The sequence below is a fragment of the Phreatobacter sp. genome (genome assembly GCF_027532945.1).
GTDB lineage: Bacteria > Pseudomonadota > Alphaproteobacteria > Rhizobiales > Phreatobacteraceae > Phreatobacter.
Genome location: NZ_JAPZTZ010000020.1, coordinates 1 through 15,124 on the forward strand (window position 1 = coordinate 1; position 15,124 = coordinate 15,124).

Consider the following 15,124-nt stretch of genomic DNA (forward strand, 5'->3'; position numbering starts at 1 on the left):
GAGGAAGCTGATCGTGCCGGCCGACGCGTTCGCCGTGAAGGCGAGGCTCTCACCCTTCCAGGACTTGTCCTGACGGGCCTGGCGGACAGCCGACTGCAGCGACTCGACAGCCTTGGTGATCGACTTCAGGCCGTTGTCGGCGGCTTCGAGGGTCTTGATGCCGTTCGACATGCCGTCGAGCAGGGCGCCGAGATCGTTCGAACGCGAGTTGAGCGAGGCGGCCGTGAAGAAGTTGGTCGGGTTGTCGAGGGCCGAGTTGACCTTCTTGCCCGAGGCCAGGCGGCCCTGGATCGTCTCGCGACCGGAGGCGATGTTCTGGAGAGCGAGGAGGTTCGAACGAACGCCGCGCGAGATGGTGATGTCAGACATTTCAGATCCCTTTCCTAGGGTCCCCTGCTTCTGAGGGGAGGACGATGACGCCTCCCGATCCTGGGAGGGCCTTCAGTTCTCGAAGGCATGGCGACTGTCCTCGACGCGACTTAAGGAATGCTTTTTTCTGGTCTGAACTTTGACAAACCGGAATTAATGGTAAACAGAACCAAAATACTACTATATTAACTGAACATTAACCTTGACAAATTACTTACAAAACCAATTCGAGCCCTCAGGTGATTCATGGCCGACATCGTCGCAGACACCGCCCTCCCCGCCCTGGCCGATGGCCCCGGGGCGCAGGAACTTGGCGTCCTCCTGCAGCTCGAGGACGTAGACACGGTGGGCAAGAGCATCGCCTGGCTGGTCCAGGAAATGCTGCTGAAGGGTTTTGACGCCATCAGCCATGCCGATCTTGCTGCGCGGGTGGAGCTGATCCTCGCCGCCATGCCGAGCGCGCGACCGCTGATCCTTGGCATGCAGTTCGCGATCATGGAGGAGGATTTCGCCCTCGCCTTCGATCACGCGGCGCTGCTGGTTGAGCGGGAAAGCGAGCTGATGGCCAGGGCCCTCGCGGCCAAGGCCGGCGGCGGCACCCGCACCTGAGCCCGGTCCATCGGGCGGGGCACCGTCCGGCTCCGGCATCCCTCATTTACCATGCGTTTACCATGTCCGCCCATCCTCCGCCCCATGCGGACCAGGGGCCATTCATGCGGGTTGTGATTCTCGCGGGCGGACGGGGCACGCGGATCTCGGAAGAGACCGACGTGAAGCCCAAGCCCATGGTCGATGTCGGCGGCCGGCCGATCCTGTGGCACATCATGCGCCACTACGCGGCCCAGGGTTTCGACGACTTCGTTATCGCCGCCGGCTACAAGGCCGACGTCATCAAGCGCTTCTTCCTCGACGAGATGCGCCTCGCCGGTGACCTGCTGGTCGATACACGTCACGGCCAGGTCACCCGCACTGGCCCGGTCTTCGACAACTGGCGCGTCCGCATCGTCAATACCGGCCTCGACACCAATACCGGCGGACGCATCCTGCGCCTGAAGCCCCACCTCGACGGCGCGCCCTTCCTCGTCACCTATGGCGACGGCGTCAGCGACGTGCCCGTTCAGGCGGTGGTCGCACAGCACCAGGCCCAGGGCCATCTCGCCACCATCACCGCCGTCCATCCGCCCGCTCGCTTCGGTGGCATCCGCTTCGAGGGCGAGGACGTCTCCGGCTTCGTCGAGAAGCCGCAGATCGGCGAGGGCTGGATCAATGGCGGTTTCGCCGTCTTCGAGCCCGGCGTCTTCGACTATCTCGCCCTCGACGGCGACGACGGCTCGCTGGAGGTGGCGCTCTATGAGCGGCTCGCCCGCGACGGCAAGCTCGGCGCCTATCGCCACGACGGCTTCTGGCAGTGCGTCGACACGCTGCGTGAGCTCCGCCTGCTGCAGGGCCTGTGGGACTCCGGCAAGGCGCCCTGGAAAACCTGGATCGACGAGCCCCGCCGCTCCGTCGCCGCAGCGTGAGGCAAGCCATGAAGATCCTGCTCACGGGCCATGCCGGCTATGTCGGCACCGTCGCCACCGCCGTTCTGACGGAAGCTGGCCATGAGGTGATCGGCCTCGACACCGGCTATTTCGTCCCCTGCCACACCGAGGGCCTGGAGCCCGTGGACCCGGTGCGCACCATCGCCAAGGACGTGCGCGACATCACGGCCGAGGATCTCGCCGGCTTCGATGCAGTGGTCCATCTCGCCGCCCTCTCCAACGACCCGATGGGCGACCTCGCTCCCGAACTCACCGCCGCCATCAACCGCGACGCCACCATTGCCCTTGCCCGCATCGCCAAGGCCGCCGGTGTCACGCGCTTCGTCTTCGCCTCCTCCTGCTCCATCTATGGCGCCGGCAACCCGGACCTGCTCCTCGACGAGAGCGCGCCGGTCAATCCGCTCACCGCCTATGCCGCGAGCAAAGTGGAGAGCGAGGCGGGGCTGCTTGCCCTCGCCGACGACAGCTTCACCCCCACTTTCATGCGCAACGCCACCTGCTACGGCCTGTCGCCGCGGCTGCGCACCGACCTCGTCCTCAACAACCTCGTCGTCTCGGCTCTCTCAACCGGCGAGGTGAAACTGCTCTCCAGCGGCCTGTCCTGGCGCCCGCTCCTCCATGTGCGCGACCTTGCCCGCGCCGCGGCTGCCATCCTCGCCGCCGATGCCGACACGGTCCGGGGCGAGGCCTTCAACATCGGCCAGAACAGCGAGAACCACCTCGTCCGCGACATCGCGACCATCGTCGCCGAGGCAGTGCCGGGTTCGCGCGTCACCTTCGCCGAGGGCAATACGATCGATCCGCGATCCTATCGCGTCGATTTCGGCAGGTTCGCCGCCGCCTTCCCCGACTTCCGCTTCCTCCACACCGCGGCCTCCGGCGCCAAGGAGCTGGTGGCCGCCCTCGCCGGCCGCACCACCGCAGACGACCTCAGTGGCCAGCGCTATGTGCGCCTCGCCCGGCTGAAGAGCCTCATGGCGGCAGAAAAGCTCGCCGAGGACCTCACATGGCGCACGGCGCGCGAGACCACCCCGCTCGGCGTCAAGCGCGAGCGCGTGCCGGTGGCTGGGCCCTCCATCACACAGCGCGAGGTCGACCTGACGGCCGAGGCGGCGCGTCACGCATGGTTCGAGAACCACGCCAAGTACAACCAGCGCTTCGAGGCGATGGTCGCCGCACAGACCGGCCGCAAGCACGCCATCTCGCTCGCCCACTGCACTTCGGCCATCCACCTCGCCCTGGTCGGTCTTGGCATCGGTCCGGGCGACGAGGTCATCGTGCCCGAATGCACCTGGGTCGCAACCGCCTCGCCGGTGGTGCAGATCGGCGCCAACCCGGTTTTCGTCGACATCGATCCGGTCTCCTGGTGCATGTCGCCGGCGAGCCTTGCCGCCGCCATCACGCCGAAGACCAAGGCCGCCATCGTCGTCGATCTCTACGGCGGCATGCCGGACTGGGCGCGCCTTGAGACCATCGCCCGCGATGCCGGGATCATCCTCATCGAGGACGCGGCGGAAGCCATCGGCTCGCGCTTCCGCGACAAGCCCGCCGGCGCCTTCGGCCGCGCCTCGGTCTTCTCCTTCCACGGCTCCAAGACGGTCACCACCGGCGAGGGCGGCATGCTCGTCACCGACGACGACGCGCTGGCCGAGCGGGTGAACATCCTGCGCGACCAGGGCCGCCATCCCACATCCCGCGCCCTCGTCACCGAGGAGGTCGGCTTCAAGTACCGGATGTCGGCCATGCAGGCCGCCATGGGCATCGCCCAGATGGAGCGCCTCGACGAGCTCATCGCCATGAAGCGCGACATCTTCCGCTTCTATGCCGAGGCCCTCGACGGCACGCCGGGTCTGACGCTCAACGCCGAGCCGCCACACGTCTTCAACACCTACTGGATGGTCACGGCCGTCCTTGATCCGAAGCTCGGCCTCCTCAAGCAGCAGGTCGCGGCCGAACTCGGCGCTGAAGGCATCGACACCCGGCCTTTCTTCTATCCGCTGAGCTGGCAGCCGGCCTTCCGGAGCCAGCCATCGGCGGCGGGCGCGAGCGCCCGCAATACCAACGCCTATGGGATCTCGCCGACGGGCATCAACCTGCCGAGCGGCTACAACGTCACCCGTGACGTCGCCGCCCGCGTCGCCCGCGGCCTCAAGTCCATCCTCGCGCGCCACGCCCGCCGCGTCGCCTGATCCGGAGCCGCTTCATGGCCGCCAGCGCCGTCGCCTCGACCACGATCGCCCCCGCAGAAGCGCGGCGGCCGCTGGTCACCATCGCGCTGCCGACCTACAACCGCGCGCAATATCTCGACCGCTTCTTCACCCACCACATCCAGGCCTTCGAGGCCCGCGGGATCGATTTCGAGATCCTCGTCTCGGACAACCGGTCGACCGATGACACGCCTGCCATCGTCGCGCGCTGGGCCGCGGCCGACCCGCGCATCCGTTCCGTGCGGCAGGTCGAGAATATCGGCGCCTACGGCAACTTCCTCTACACCTGGCGCCAGTCGCGCGGCGAGTTCGCCATATGGGTCGGTGACGACGACCTGCTCGTGCCGGACGTCGTCATCTCCTATCTCGGCCGCCTCGCTGCCGATCCCGACCTCGTCATGGTCCAGGCGCCGTGGATGCTCATCGACGAGACCCGCGACAATGCGGAGATGGGCACCTTCTACCGCATCGCCGGGGAGCGCCTCTTCCGGCAGGGCGAGCACGCGGCCTGCCTCGACTACATGCTGACCCACCACATCTTCCCCGAATGGTTCATCATCCGGACGAGCGTGGTTCACGACGTCATCGAGCCGGTCACCCCTTACGCCTTCCACTATTTCGCCCATCTCGCCCGCGCGCTCACCGTCGGCTCGGTGCTCTTCGCGCCGGAGCCCTTCGCCCGCGTCACGGCCATCTCCAAGGGCGGCGTGAACCATTCCGGCAACAGCGAGACGATGGACGGCTGGGACCGCTTCCGCGGCGGCGTCGAGTTCTTCGCCTCCTTCATCGAGCCGGCCCCGCTCGCGGACCCCGTGGCCTCGGGGCCCCTGCTCCGCCGTTTCCAGGATTTCACCATTCAGCGGATGCAGGTGGCCATCAAGCTGCACATCTTCGCCGGCAACTGGAGCCACGCCTATCATCTCGACCGCCGCGTCCGCGCCTATGGCCAGCCCGGCTGTCACCCCGACATGCGTCCGGTCGTGGCCGGCCTCTGCGCCCTGGAGACGCTGGTGGCGGAAGCCCGCGCCCAGGCCCGCCATCTCGTCGTGCTGGACGACCTCATCGCCGATGACACGCTGGAGAGCCTGACGCCCAAGGTTCGCGAGGCCTTCATCCGCCGCCGGGACCCGCGTGCCGCCTCGCCGACGCCCAAGGCCTTCGCGCTGATGTCGCCGCCCTCCGCCGACCTCCTCGGGCCGGACGACATCGTCATCGACCTCCACGCCGCCTTCCGGCGCACGCCCGCCTGACATGAGCTGGACGCTCGCGGGCAATTCCGGCGCGCGGCTCGTCATCCGGCCGACGCCCTGGGACGCTCGCGCCCTCGGCCGGCCGACCCTCGACATCACGGAGGCTGCGCTGGCAGGCGATGAAGGCATCACCGACGATGCCGATGTCATCACCGCCTTCCACCGCCTCTGCGGCGAAGAGCAGGCGGGGCTGGTGACCTGCCGCCTGCCCGCCGAGCGCCGCGCCGCCATCGCCCGGCTCCAGGCCATCGGCTTCCGCTATGTCGAGACGGTCCAGACCCTGCGCTTTCCCAACCTCGCCCGCTTCGCGCCGTCCTGCCGGCCGGCGCCGTTGCGGACACCCACCGCCGAGGATCACCCCGCTTTGATCGCGCAGGCCGCCGAGACCTTCCATTTCGGCCGCTTCGCCGAGGACCCGGCCATCCCGGCGGAGGTGAACCAGCTCCGGCAGGTCGACTGGATGGAAGGGCTGCTCGCCGGCCGCGCGACGGTGCTCGTCACCGGCGCCGCGCAGCGCCCTGGCGCCTTCATGGCCTTTACGACCGCGGACGGCTCGGCCGACCTCGTGCTCGGCGGAACGCAGCCCGACCAGGCCGTGCTCGCCCTGCCCTTCTGGACGGCGGTTCTGTTGCACCTTAAGGACCAGGGCGTCCGCCGCATCGACACGGTCGTCTCCGCCGCCAATATCGGTGTCGCCAACCTCTATGCCCGCCTCGGCTTCCAGCTGACCGGCACGCTGGTCGGCCTGCACCTGCACCGCCCCTGACACCGGCGCCGAAACGAAACGGGCGCCTACAGGCGCCCGCTCCCCTGTCTCAGCCAGGTCGCCTCACTGCGGCGCCTGGGTGTTCTGCTGATTGAGCAGGTCGGTGATCCGGCGCAGCGTCACGCGCCGGTTCTCCGCCGAGGGCCCCTGCGTCTGCACCTTAAGGTTCTGCTCGCCATAGCCCTGGGTGGTCAGGTTCTCCGGCGGGATGTTGTAGGTCTGGGTCAGGGCCGTCGCGATGGACTGGGCGCGCCGGTCCGACAGCGACAGGTTGTCGACATCGTTGCCCACCGCATCCGTGTGGCCCTCGACGAGGAAGACCTCGTTCGGATTGGCGGTGATGGCCCGGCCGAGCGCCGCCGCGATCGTGTCGAGGCGCCGGACCTGGTCGGGCTTGATTTCCCACGACCCGGTATCGAAGGTGATCGTGTTGACGTCGACGCTGCGGGTATAGGCGCGCACCGTCGGGCTGTAGCGCACCTCGTCGAGCGTGTAGCGGCGCGGCGGACGCTGCACCAGCGGCGCACTCAGCGTCTCGTAGATCACCTCCGGCGTCGCCTCCTCGGCATCGACGATGTAGCGGTTGCGCGGGAACGAATATTCCGGAGGCGGCAGCTCGATGATCTGTTCCTCGAAGGTGCGGGGACGCGGCCGGAACGAGTTGTCGATCAGGATCACCTCGCGCCCGTCGGGATAGCGGCGGATGCGGCGCACCAGCTCGCCACTCTCGTCGGTGACGGTGATGACACGCACGCCGTCCGGCCGGTCGAAGACCGACACCATCTCATTGCCGCGGCGCTCGGAGCGGAAATTGCCGCCGAGCTCGCGGAAGCGCGCGGTCTCGTCGTGACGGATGAAGGTGCCCTCGCCGTCCCGGATGATGGTGCGGCCGGGCTCGTGAATGACCGTGACGCCGTCCTGGGTGAACTCGCGGCGACTGTCGCGGATCTCATCGACACGCTCGGCGCGCGCGCCCCGGCTCAGCATGAAGCCGCCGACAAGGCCGGCGCCGATGCCGATGGCGGCGGCACCCGCCGGGCCGATGCGCGAACCGCGCCGCTGCTCGGGCGGCCCCTGGCGCGGCGGCAAGCCGGTAAAGCCTCCGGGCACGCCCGTACCGGGCTGGCCGGGCTGGCCCTGGAAGCCGCCGGGAGCCCCGGGTCCACCGGGCCGCTGCTGGCCAAAGCCCTGGCCCGGAATGGCGGGAGACGGAGCCGGACCACCGGTCTGCGGCTGGTTGGGAAGACCGGGCGGCTGGGCCGGACCGCCGATCTGCGGCTGACCGGGCTGGCCGGGCGGCCGGGCGGGACCACCGACCTGCGGCTGGCCGGGCTGGCCGGGCGGCTGGGCGGGACCACCGATCTGCGGCTGACCGGGCTGGCTGGGCGGCTGGGCGGGACCACCGACCTGCGGCTGGCCCGGCTGGCTGGGCGGCTGGGCGGGACCACCGACCTGCGGCTGGCCCGGCTGGCCAGGAACGACGCCAGGCGGGCGCTGTCCGATCGGCGGCTGGCCGGGCGGCAGGGCCGGACCACCGGTCTGCGGCTGACCGGGCTGGCCGGGCGGCTGGGCGGTGCCACCGACCTGCGGCTGGCCCGGCTGGCCGGGAACGACGCCGGGCGGGCGCTGGCCGATCGGCGGCTGGCCGGTCGGCGGCTGCTGCGCGCCACCGGTCTGCGGCTGGCCCGGCTGGCCGGGAACCACGCCCGGAGGGCGCTGTCCGATCGGCGGCTGGCCGGGCGGCTGGGCCGGACCACCGGTCTGCGGCTGGCCCGGCTGTCCTGGAACCACGCCCGGCGGGCGCTGTCCGATCGGCGACTGCCCCGTCGGCGGCTGCTGGGCGCCACCGGTCTGCGGCTGAGCGGACTGGCCGGGGACCACGCCCGGCGGGCGCTGCCCGATCGGCGGCTGGCCGGTCGGCGGCTGCTGCGCGCCACCCGTCTGCGGCTGACCGGGCTGGCCGGGGACCACGCCAGGCGGGCGCTGGCCGATGGGAGGCTGGCCGGCAGGCGGCTGCTGCGCGCCACCGGTCTGGGGAACGGCGCCCGGACGCTGCACAGGCGGCTGTGCCGACTGGCCGGGCGAATTGCCGCCGAAAGGCGGGCGGCCGTCCTGCGGCCGGATGGCACCCGGCGTTGGGCGCTGGCTCTCGCCTGAGGTGGCGGGCGGGACGGGACGGCCCTGCTGCGGCTGCCCCAGGCCCGGGCGCGGCGGCTGGCCGGCGCCGGGCTGCTGACCCTGGCCTGGCGGCTGGCCGGTGAAGCCGGGGCTGCGCGGCGGCTGCGCACCGGCCGGGGGGTTCACCCGCGGCGCCGTCGGCTGGGTCGGCTGGGCGATCGGTGGTGCGGTCCGTTGGGGCTGCTGAGACTGGACCGGGGGCGCAAGCCGCTGCTGCTGCGGCGGCTGGGCCTGGACGGGCGGACGCTGCTGAATGGGCGGACGCTGCTGGATGGGCGGCGCCTGCCGCTCCGGCTGCACCTGACGCTGCGGCTGCTGCATCGGGGCGACGGGCGGGCGCGGCTGCTGAACCTGACCGCCACCGCCCATGCCGCCCTGGGGCGGGCGCGGTTGCTGGACCTGACCGCCGCCACCGGGCGCGCGGCCCTCCGGCGGACGGCCCGGCTGGCCCTGTCCTCCCGGCCGCTGCTGGCGCGGATCGCGCTCCTGCTGCGGGTTGAGCTGAGCGACCTCAAGGCGCCCCGACGGCAGGGTCTCGGCGAGGCCGGGAGCCATGGCGAGAACCGGCAGGAACGTGCCGGCCAGCAGGGCGCGCTTCAGGGCGTTCATCAGTCACTCCACGGAATCAGCGACGGCCCGAAAGCCGCTCGGCCCCCATGGCAACCGCAAATGACGGCACAATCGCGACGCTCGCAAGGGAACGGCGCGGCATTTGGCTTAAACGCCGTTCATCTGCCGCCGTTCCGCAGGACCGCCGTCAGGCCGTCAAAGCGGTTTCTTCAGCCACTTGCCGATGACGCCGACAATGCCTTCGCGGAAAACGAGCACGCAGATCACGAAGATCACGCCCTGGACGATGGTCACCCAGGCGCCGAGGCCGGCGAGGAAGTTCTGCATGGAGATGATGACCGCGGCCCCGACAATGGGACCGAAGACGGTGCCCATGCCGCCAACCAGGGTCATCAGCACGACCTCGCCGGACATGCTCCAGTGCACATCGGTGAGGGAGGCAAGCTGAACCGCCACCGCCTTGGTGGCGCCCGCAAGGCCCGCCAGCGACGCCGAGAGCACGAAGACCGCCAGCTTGTACTGGTTGACCCGGTAGCCGAGCGACACCGCACGGGCCTCGTTGTCACGGATCGCCTTCAGCACCTGCCCGAAAGGCGAGTGGATGATGCGGTAGATGAGCAGGATACCGGCCATGAAGATGGCGGCGACCAGATAGTAGGTCACCGTGTCATTCGACAGCGGCAGGACGCCCAGCAGCGCGTTGCGCGGCACGGCCTGGATACCGTCTTCGCCGCCGGTGAAGCGCGGCGTTTGCAGCGAGAAGAAATAGACCATCTGGGCGAGCGCCAGGGTGATCATGGCGAAGTAGATGCCCTGGCGACGGATGGCGAGCGAGCCGAAGGCGAGGCCAAGGATGGCGCCCGAGGCGGTGCCGAGGAGGATCGAGGCCTCGGGGGTCAGGCCCCAGTGCTTGGCGGTGTAGGCCGAGACATAGGAGGCGAAGCCGAAATAGGCGGCATGGCCGAAGGACAGGAGGCCGCCATAGCCGAGCATCAGGTTGAAGGCACAGGCGAAGAGCGCGAAGCACAGCACCTTCATCAGGAAGAACGGATAGCCGATCACCGGGATGAAGGGCAGCACCACCAGCAGCGCCGCGAGCGCGATGAACAGCGTCCGGTGCAGTGCGGCGTGATCGGCGGCCTCGGTGGGGCTGGCGGGGGGAGCGGCGATGGAGATCTCGGCCATCAGGCGGCCCTCCCGAACAGGCCGGCCGGCTTCACGAGAAGCACGATGGCCATGATAATGAAGATGACGGTGGCGGAGGCTTCCGGATAGAAGACCTTGGTCAGGCCCTCGATCAGCCCGAGGCCGAAGCCGGTGACGATGGCGCCGAGGATCGAGCCCATGCCGCCGATGACCACCACCGCGAAGACGACGATGATGAGGTCGGCGCCCATGTTCGGGTTGACCGAATAGATCGGTGCGGCGAGCACGCCAGCGAAGGCGGCAAGGCCGACGCCGAAGCCATAGGTCAGCGTGATCAGCAGCGGAACATTGATGCCGAAGGCCTGGGTCAGGGTCGGGTTCTCGGTGGCGGCGCGCAGATAGGCGCCGAGCCGCGTCTTCTCGATGACGAACCAGGTGGCGAGGCAGACGACCAGCGAGGCGACGACCACCCAGGCGCGGTAGTTCGGCAGGAACATGAAGCCGAGGTTCTGGCCGCCGCGCAGCTCCGCCGGGATCTGATAGGGCAGGCCGGAGGAGCCGAACTGGTTGCGGAAAAGACCCTGGATGATGAGGGCGAGGCCGAAGGTCAGCAGCAGGCCATAGAGATGGTCGAGATGGTAGAGCCGTTTGAGCAGCGTCCGCTCGATGATGACGCCGGAGATGCCGGCGATGATCGGGGCGAGAAGCAGGGCCGGCCAATAGCCGACGCCCGCCCAGTTGAGCAGCATCCAGGCGATGAAGGCGCCCATCATGTACTGGGCGCCGTGGGTGAAGTTGATGATGTTCAAGAGGCCGAAGATCACCGCGAGCCCGAGGCTCAGGATGGCGTAGAATGAGCCGTTGATCAGGCCGAGCAGGAGCTGGCCGAACAGGGCTTGCGGCGGAATGCCGAGAAGCTCGAACATCGATGCGGACCTGGCTGAGGCGGACCTGGCTAAGGGAGGTGGGAAGCGCCGCGGACGGCGCTTCCCGGATCAGGCTTTAGGCGCGGACCAGCGGGCAAACGCCAGCGTTCAGCGGCCGGAAGGCCTCCTCGCCCGGAATGGTGGCGAGCAGCTTGTAGTAGTCCCAGGGGCCCTTCGACTCCGAGGGCTTCTTGACCTCGAAGAGATAGGCCGGATGGATCTTGCGGCCGTCCTGGCGGATGGTGCCCTGGCCGAACAGCGGATCGTCGGTGCCATTGGCCTTCATCCAGGCCATGACCTGCGCCGGGTCCTTGCTCTTCGTGGCGGCGACGGCCTTCAGGTAGTGCAGCGTCGAGGAATAGACGCCAGCCTGCACCATGGTGGGCATGAAGCCGTTGCGCTGCGCGCCGAAGCGACGCGACCAGGCGCGGGTGTTGTCGTTGAGATCCCAGTAGAAGGTCTCGGTCAGCACCAGGCCCTGGGCCGTCTGCAGGCCGAGGGCGTGCACGTCAACGACGAAGACCAGGAGGCCGGCGAGCTTCTGGCCGCCCGCAGTGATGCCGAACTCGGCCGCCTGCTTGATCGAGTTGACGGTGTCGCCGCCGGCATTGGCGAGGCCGATGACCTTGGCGCGCGAGGCCTGGGCCTGCAGCAGGAAGGACGAGAAGTCGGTGCCGGGGAAGGGCGTGCGCACGCCGCCGAGGACGCGGCCGCCGGCGCGCTGCACCACGGCGGTGGTGTCACGCTCCAGCGCATGGCCGAAGGCATAGTCGGCGGTGAGGAAGAACCAGGTGTCGCCACCGGCCTTCACCATGGCGCCACCGGTGCCCTGCGACAGCATGTAGGTGTCGTAGGTCCAGTGGATGGTGTTCGGCGAGCACTGCGCGCCGGTGAGGTCGGAGGTGGCCGAGCCGGAGTTAAGGTGGATGCGGTTCTTCTCGCGGGTGATCTGGTTGACCGCGAGGCCGACCGAGGAGGTCGGCACGTCGGTGATCACGTCCACGGCGTCGTTGTCGTACCACTGGCGGGCGATGTTGGCGCCAACGTCAGGCTTGTTCTGGTGGTCGGCCGAGACGATCTGCACGTTGATGCCGTTGGCGGCGGCGCGGAAATCCTCGACCGCCATGCGGGCGGCGATGACCGAACCCTCGCCGGTAAGGTCGGCATAGAGACCGGAGCGGTCGTTCAGCACGCCGATCTTGACGTTGATGGGCTGCTGGGCCTGGGCCATCGAGCGGGCCGAGAAGGCGGTGGCGGCGGCACCCGCCATGAGCGAGCGGCGATTCATGCGGAAGGTCATGGTCGTCTCCTCCAGAGAGAACAGATGGGTCGGTTGTTCTTGTTGTTGCGGGCTTACACGCCGAGATGGGCGTGCAGCTTGTCGATGTTCTGGTCGAGTTCGGCATTGAGGATCATGTCGACGACACGCCCCTGCTCGACCAGATAGTGGCGGTCGGCGACCGTCTGGGCAAAGCGGAAGTTCTGCTCCACCAGGATGATGGTGTAGCCCTCGCGCTTCAGCCGGGCGATCGTCCGGCCGATCTGCTCGATGATGACGGGGGCGAGGCCCTCGGTCGGCTCGTCGAGCAGCAGGAACTTGGCGCCGGTGCGCAGGATGCGGGCGATCGACAGCATCTGCTGTTCGCCACCCGAGAGCTTCGTGCCCTGGCTGGTCAGCCGCTCCTTGATGTTGGGGAAGAGCTCGAAGATCTGCTCGACGCTCATGCCGCCGGGCCTGACCTGCGGCGGCAGCATCAGGTTCTCCTCCACCGACAGCGAGGAGAAGATGCCGCGCTCCTCCGGCACATAGCCGATGCCGAGCTTGGCAATGGCGCGCGACGACATGCCGATGGTCTCGCCACCCTCGAAGGTGATGGAGCCCGTCCGCTTGCCGATGATGCCGATGATCGACTTCAGCGTCGTCGTCTTGCCGGCACCATTGCGGCCGAGAAGCGTGACGACCTCGCCCTCGCCGACGTCGAGATTCATGCCGTGCAGCACGTGGGATTCGCCGTACCACGCGTTGAGGTCGCGGACGGCGAGCATCGGCCGGGGGGCCGTGGTGGCGGCGGGCGTTGCGAGGGCGGCGTCAGCCATGACCGGCTCCGATATAGGCTTCGATCACCCGCGGGTCCTTCGACACGGTGGCGTAATCGCCTTCCGCGAGCACCTTGCCGCGGGCGAGCACCGTGATGCGGTCGGACAACGAGGCGACGACCGAGAGATTGTGCTCCACCATGAGGATGGTGCGGTTGGCCGAGACGCGGCGGATGAGCTCGGCGATGCGGTCGACGTCCTCGTGGCCCATGCCGGCCATGGGCTCGTCGAGGAGCATCATTTCGGGATCGAGGGCGAGCGTCGTGGCGATCTCGAGGGCGCGCTTACGGCCATAGGAGAGCTCGACCGCCTGGTGGCGCACGAAGTCCTTGAGGCCCACCGCCTCGACCAGGCGCTCGGCCTCGGCATCCAGCGCGGAAAGAACCGCTTCCGAGGTCCAGAAGTCGAAATTGTCGCCGCGCTTGCGCTGCAGCGCGATGCGCACATTCTCCAGCACCGTCAGATGCGGGAAGACGGCGGAGATCTGGAAGGACCGCACGAGGCCGAGCCGGGCAATGTCCGCCGGCTTGGCTTGGGTGATGTCCTGCCCCTTGTAGGTGATCGTTCCCCGGGTCGGGATGAGGAACTTGGTCAGCAGGTTGAAGCAGGTCGTCTTGCCGGCGCCGTTCGGGCCGATAAGCGCGTGGATGGAGCCCCGGCGCACGTCCAGGTCCACCTCGCTGACAGCCGTAAAGCCTTTGAAATCCTTCGTCAGACCACGGGTCTGGAGGATGATCTCGTCCGACGTTCCCACCATGCACTCTGTTCTTTTGCCGTGCGTTGGCGGCATTGCTGCATGGTGCAGTCAGCATAGTCAATCGAAAACCTGACTGGCACGTCATGTCCTAAGGACAGAGGGTGCGGCCTCTCCGCGCAGCTGGGGCGTCACGGCGAAGCGCGGGCCGCGCACCGGGCGCGCGGTGCAGATCATCGCTCAGGCCATGCGCTGACGGCCAATGGAAAGGGCGTCCCGCCGGGGCGCCCTTTTCGCATGGGCTGTCGCCGCCGCCCGTCCTTGCGCCGGCCCGGACCGCGTCCGACACTTGATCGCCCGCCGGAAGAGCGGATGCGAGGAGGTGCGCATGTGGGAGCCAAGCCCGATCTATCCCGACCCGTCCATCGAGATCCTCGATCCGCGGTTCCTGAAGTACCGTCTGTTCAATGCCGCCGTCGAACGCCTCGCCACCGGACTGCGCTGGGGCGAGGGTCCGGTCTGGCTCGGCGACCAGCGCTGCCTTCTCGTCAGCGACATCCCCAATGACCGCATCCTGCGCTGGGACGAGGAGACCGGCGCCGTCACGGTCTTCCGAAAGCCCAGCCACAAGGCCAATGGCAATACCCGGGACCGGCAGGGCCGCCTCGTCACCTGCGAACATGGCGGACGGCGGGTCATCCGCACCGAATATGACGGGTCCATCACTGTGCTGGCGAGCCATCACGAGGGCCGCCGCCTCAACTCCCCCAACGACGTCGTGGTGAAGTCGGACGGTTCCATCTGGTTCACCGATCCGCATTTCGGCCTGCTCAGCCATTACGAGGGTGAGCCGGCTGAGCAGGAACTGCCGCAGAACGTCTATCGCATCGACCCGGACGGCCTCGGTATCGCCGCCGTTGCCGAGAACGTCACAGGCCCCAACGGTCTGTGCTTCTCACCCGACGAGCGCACCCTCTACCTCGTCGAGTCACGTGCCACGCCCCATCGCCTCATCGTCGCCTATGACGTCACGCCGGACGGCCGTGGCCTCGCCAATCGCCGCGTCTTCGTCGATGCCGGCCCCGGCGGCACGCCGGACGGCATCCGTTGCGACGTCGACGGCAATCTGTGGTGCGGCTGGGGCATGGGCACGCCGGACCTCGACGGCGTCATGGTCTTCGCGCCCGACGGCACCGCCATCGGCCGCATCCGCCTGCCTGAGCGCTGCGCCAATGTCTGTTTCGGCGGCCGCCACCGCAACCGCCTGTTCATGGCCACCGGCCGCGGGCTCTATGCGGTCTATGTGAACACCCAAGGGGCGCCCGGCGGCTGAGCCCCTGAAACGGAAACCGCCGCGCCCCTTGCGGAGCGCGGCGGCTG

At 68.7% G+C, this 15,124-nt stretch carries 12 protein-coding genes and 1 pseudogene; 6 read left to right on the forward strand and 7 right to left on the reverse strand.

Annotated features, from left to right (window positions below; translation table 11 throughout):
* Positions 1-369, reverse strand: a pseudogene (locus tag O9344_RS14975) (hypothetical protein); the annotation flags it as partial.
* Between the two features lie 246 nt (positions 370-615).
* Here O9344_RS14975 and O9344_RS14980 point away from each other — a divergent pair.
* The 5 genes from O9344_RS14980 (at position 616) to O9344_RS15000 (ending at position 6,133) form a co-directional block, all read left to right on the forward strand.
* Positions 616-978, forward strand: coding sequence for a hypothetical protein (locus tag O9344_RS14980; RefSeq protein WP_298478954.1), 363 nt, complete (start codon positions 616-618; stop codon positions 976-978).
* Between the two features lie 104 nt (positions 979-1,082).
* Positions 1,083-1,889, forward strand: a complete 807-nt coding sequence (rfbF, locus tag O9344_RS14985) for a glucose-1-phosphate cytidylyltransferase (RefSeq protein WP_298478957.1) — start codon at positions 1,083-1,085, stop codon at positions 1,887-1,889.
* An 8-nt stretch (positions 1,890-1,897) separates the two neighbouring features.
* Positions 1,898-4,099: a bifunctional SDR family oxidoreductase/aminotransferase class I/II-fold pyridoxal phosphate-dependent enzyme gene (locus O9344_RS14990; RefSeq protein ID WP_298478960.1), complete on the forward strand. Its 2,202-nt coding sequence runs from the start codon at positions 1,898-1,900 to the stop codon at positions 4,097-4,099.
* Between the two features lie 14 nt (positions 4,100-4,113).
* Positions 4,114-5,367, forward strand: coding sequence for a glycosyltransferase family 2 protein (locus tag O9344_RS14995; RefSeq protein ID WP_298478963.1), 1,254 nt, complete (start codon positions 4,114-4,116; stop codon positions 5,365-5,367).
* 1 nt (position 5,368) lies between these two features.
* The gene (locus tag O9344_RS15000) at positions 5,369-6,133 is read left to right on the forward strand and encodes a hypothetical protein (RefSeq protein WP_298478966.1); all 765 of its coding nucleotides are present in this window, start codon (positions 5,369-5,371) and stop codon (positions 6,131-6,133) included.
* Between the two features lie 63 nt (positions 6,134-6,196).
* Here O9344_RS15000 and O9344_RS15005 read toward each other — a convergent pair whose 3' ends face one another.
* The 6 genes from O9344_RS15005 to O9344_RS15030 form a co-directional block, all read right to left on the reverse strand.
* The gene (locus tag O9344_RS15005) at positions 6,197-8,920 is read right to left on the reverse strand and encodes an OmpA family protein (protein WP_298478969.1); all 2,724 of its coding nucleotides are present in this window, start codon (positions 8,918-8,920) and stop codon (positions 6,197-6,199) included.
* A 156-nt stretch (positions 8,921-9,076) separates the two neighbouring features.
* A complete protein-coding gene (locus O9344_RS15010; protein ID WP_298478972.1) occupies positions 9,077-10,066 on the reverse strand; it encodes a branched-chain amino acid ABC transporter permease in 990 nt (329 codons plus the stop codon).
* Positions 10,066-10,953 (reverse strand): branched-chain amino acid ABC transporter permease, encoded by an 888-nt coding sequence (locus O9344_RS15015; RefSeq protein WP_298478975.1) that lies wholly within the window; start codon positions 10,951-10,953, stop codon positions 10,066-10,068. The genes O9344_RS15010 and O9344_RS15015 overlap by 1 nt, the downstream gene beginning before the upstream one ends.
* A gap of 76 nt (positions 10,954-11,029) precedes the next feature.
* Positions 11,030-12,184, reverse strand: coding sequence for an ABC transporter substrate-binding protein (locus O9344_RS15020; protein WP_298479169.1), 1,155 nt, complete (start codon positions 12,182-12,184; stop codon positions 11,030-11,032).
* Positions 12,185-12,306: 122 nt separating this feature from the next.
* On the reverse strand, positions 12,307-13,050 hold the full coding sequence (locus tag O9344_RS15025; RefSeq protein WP_298478978.1) for an ABC transporter ATP-binding protein: 744 nt from the start codon (positions 13,048-13,050) through the stop codon (positions 12,307-12,309).
* Positions 13,043-13,807, reverse strand: a complete 765-nt coding sequence (locus O9344_RS15030; protein ID WP_298478981.1) for an ABC transporter ATP-binding protein — start codon at positions 13,805-13,807, stop codon at positions 13,043-13,045. Before O9344_RS15030 ends, O9344_RS15025 begins: the two co-directional genes overlap by 8 nt.
* A 325-nt stretch (positions 13,808-14,132) precedes the next feature.
* Here O9344_RS15030 and O9344_RS15035 point away from each other — a divergent pair, with 325 nt between their 5' ends.
* On the forward strand, positions 14,133-15,077 hold the full coding sequence (locus O9344_RS15035; RefSeq protein ID WP_298478984.1) for an SMP-30/gluconolactonase/LRE family protein: 945 nt from the start codon (positions 14,133-14,135) through the stop codon (positions 15,075-15,077).
* Positions 15,078-15,124 lie beyond the last annotated feature (47 nt).

What these genes read in the sequence shown, in the direction of transcription:
- O9344_RS14980 (WP_298478954.1), top strand. Translation starts at nt 616, where the DNA reads ATGGCCGACATCGTCGCAGACACCGCCCTCCCCGCCCTGGCCGATGGC.
- rfbF (WP_298478957.1), top strand. Translation starts at nt 1,083, where the DNA reads ATGCGGGTTGTGATTCTCGCGGGCGGACGGGGCACGCGGATCTCGGAA.
- O9344_RS14990 (WP_298478960.1), top strand. Translation starts at nt 1,898, where the DNA reads ATGAAGATCCTGCTCACGGGCCATGCCGGCTATGTCGGCACCGTCGCC.
- O9344_RS14995 (WP_298478963.1), top strand. Translation starts at nt 4,114, where the DNA reads ATGGCCGCCAGCGCCGTCGCCTCGACCACGATCGCCCCCGCAGAAGCG.
- O9344_RS15000 (WP_298478966.1), top strand. Translation starts at nt 5,369, where the DNA reads ATGAGCTGGACGCTCGCGGGCAATTCCGGCGCGCGGCTCGTCATCCGG.
- O9344_RS15005 (WP_298478969.1), bottom strand. Translation starts at nt 8,920, where the DNA reads ATGAACGCCCTGAAGCGCGCCCTGCTGGCCGGCACGTTCCTGCCGGTT.
- O9344_RS15010 (WP_298478972.1), bottom strand. Translation starts at nt 10,066, where the DNA reads ATGGCCGAGATCTCCATCGCCGCTCCCCCCGCCAGCCCCACCGAGGCC.
- O9344_RS15015 (WP_298478975.1), bottom strand. Translation starts at nt 10,953, where the DNA reads ATGTTCGAGCTTCTCGGCATTCCGCCGCAAGCCCTGTTCGGCCAGCTC.
- O9344_RS15020 (WP_298479169.1), bottom strand. Translation starts at nt 12,184, where the DNA reads ATGGCCCAGGCCCAGCAGCCCATCAACGTCAAGATCGGCGTGCTGAAC.
- O9344_RS15025 (WP_298478978.1), bottom strand. Translation starts at nt 13,050, where the DNA reads ATGGCTGACGCCGCCCTCGCAACGCCCGCCGCCACCACGGCCCCCCGG.
- O9344_RS15030 (WP_298478981.1), bottom strand. Translation starts at nt 13,807, where the DNA reads ATGGTGGGAACGTCGGACGAGATCATCCTCCAGACCCGTGGTCTGACG.
- O9344_RS15035 (WP_298478984.1), top strand. Translation starts at nt 14,133, where the DNA reads ATGTGGGAGCCAAGCCCGATCTATCCCGACCCGTCCATCGAGATCCTC.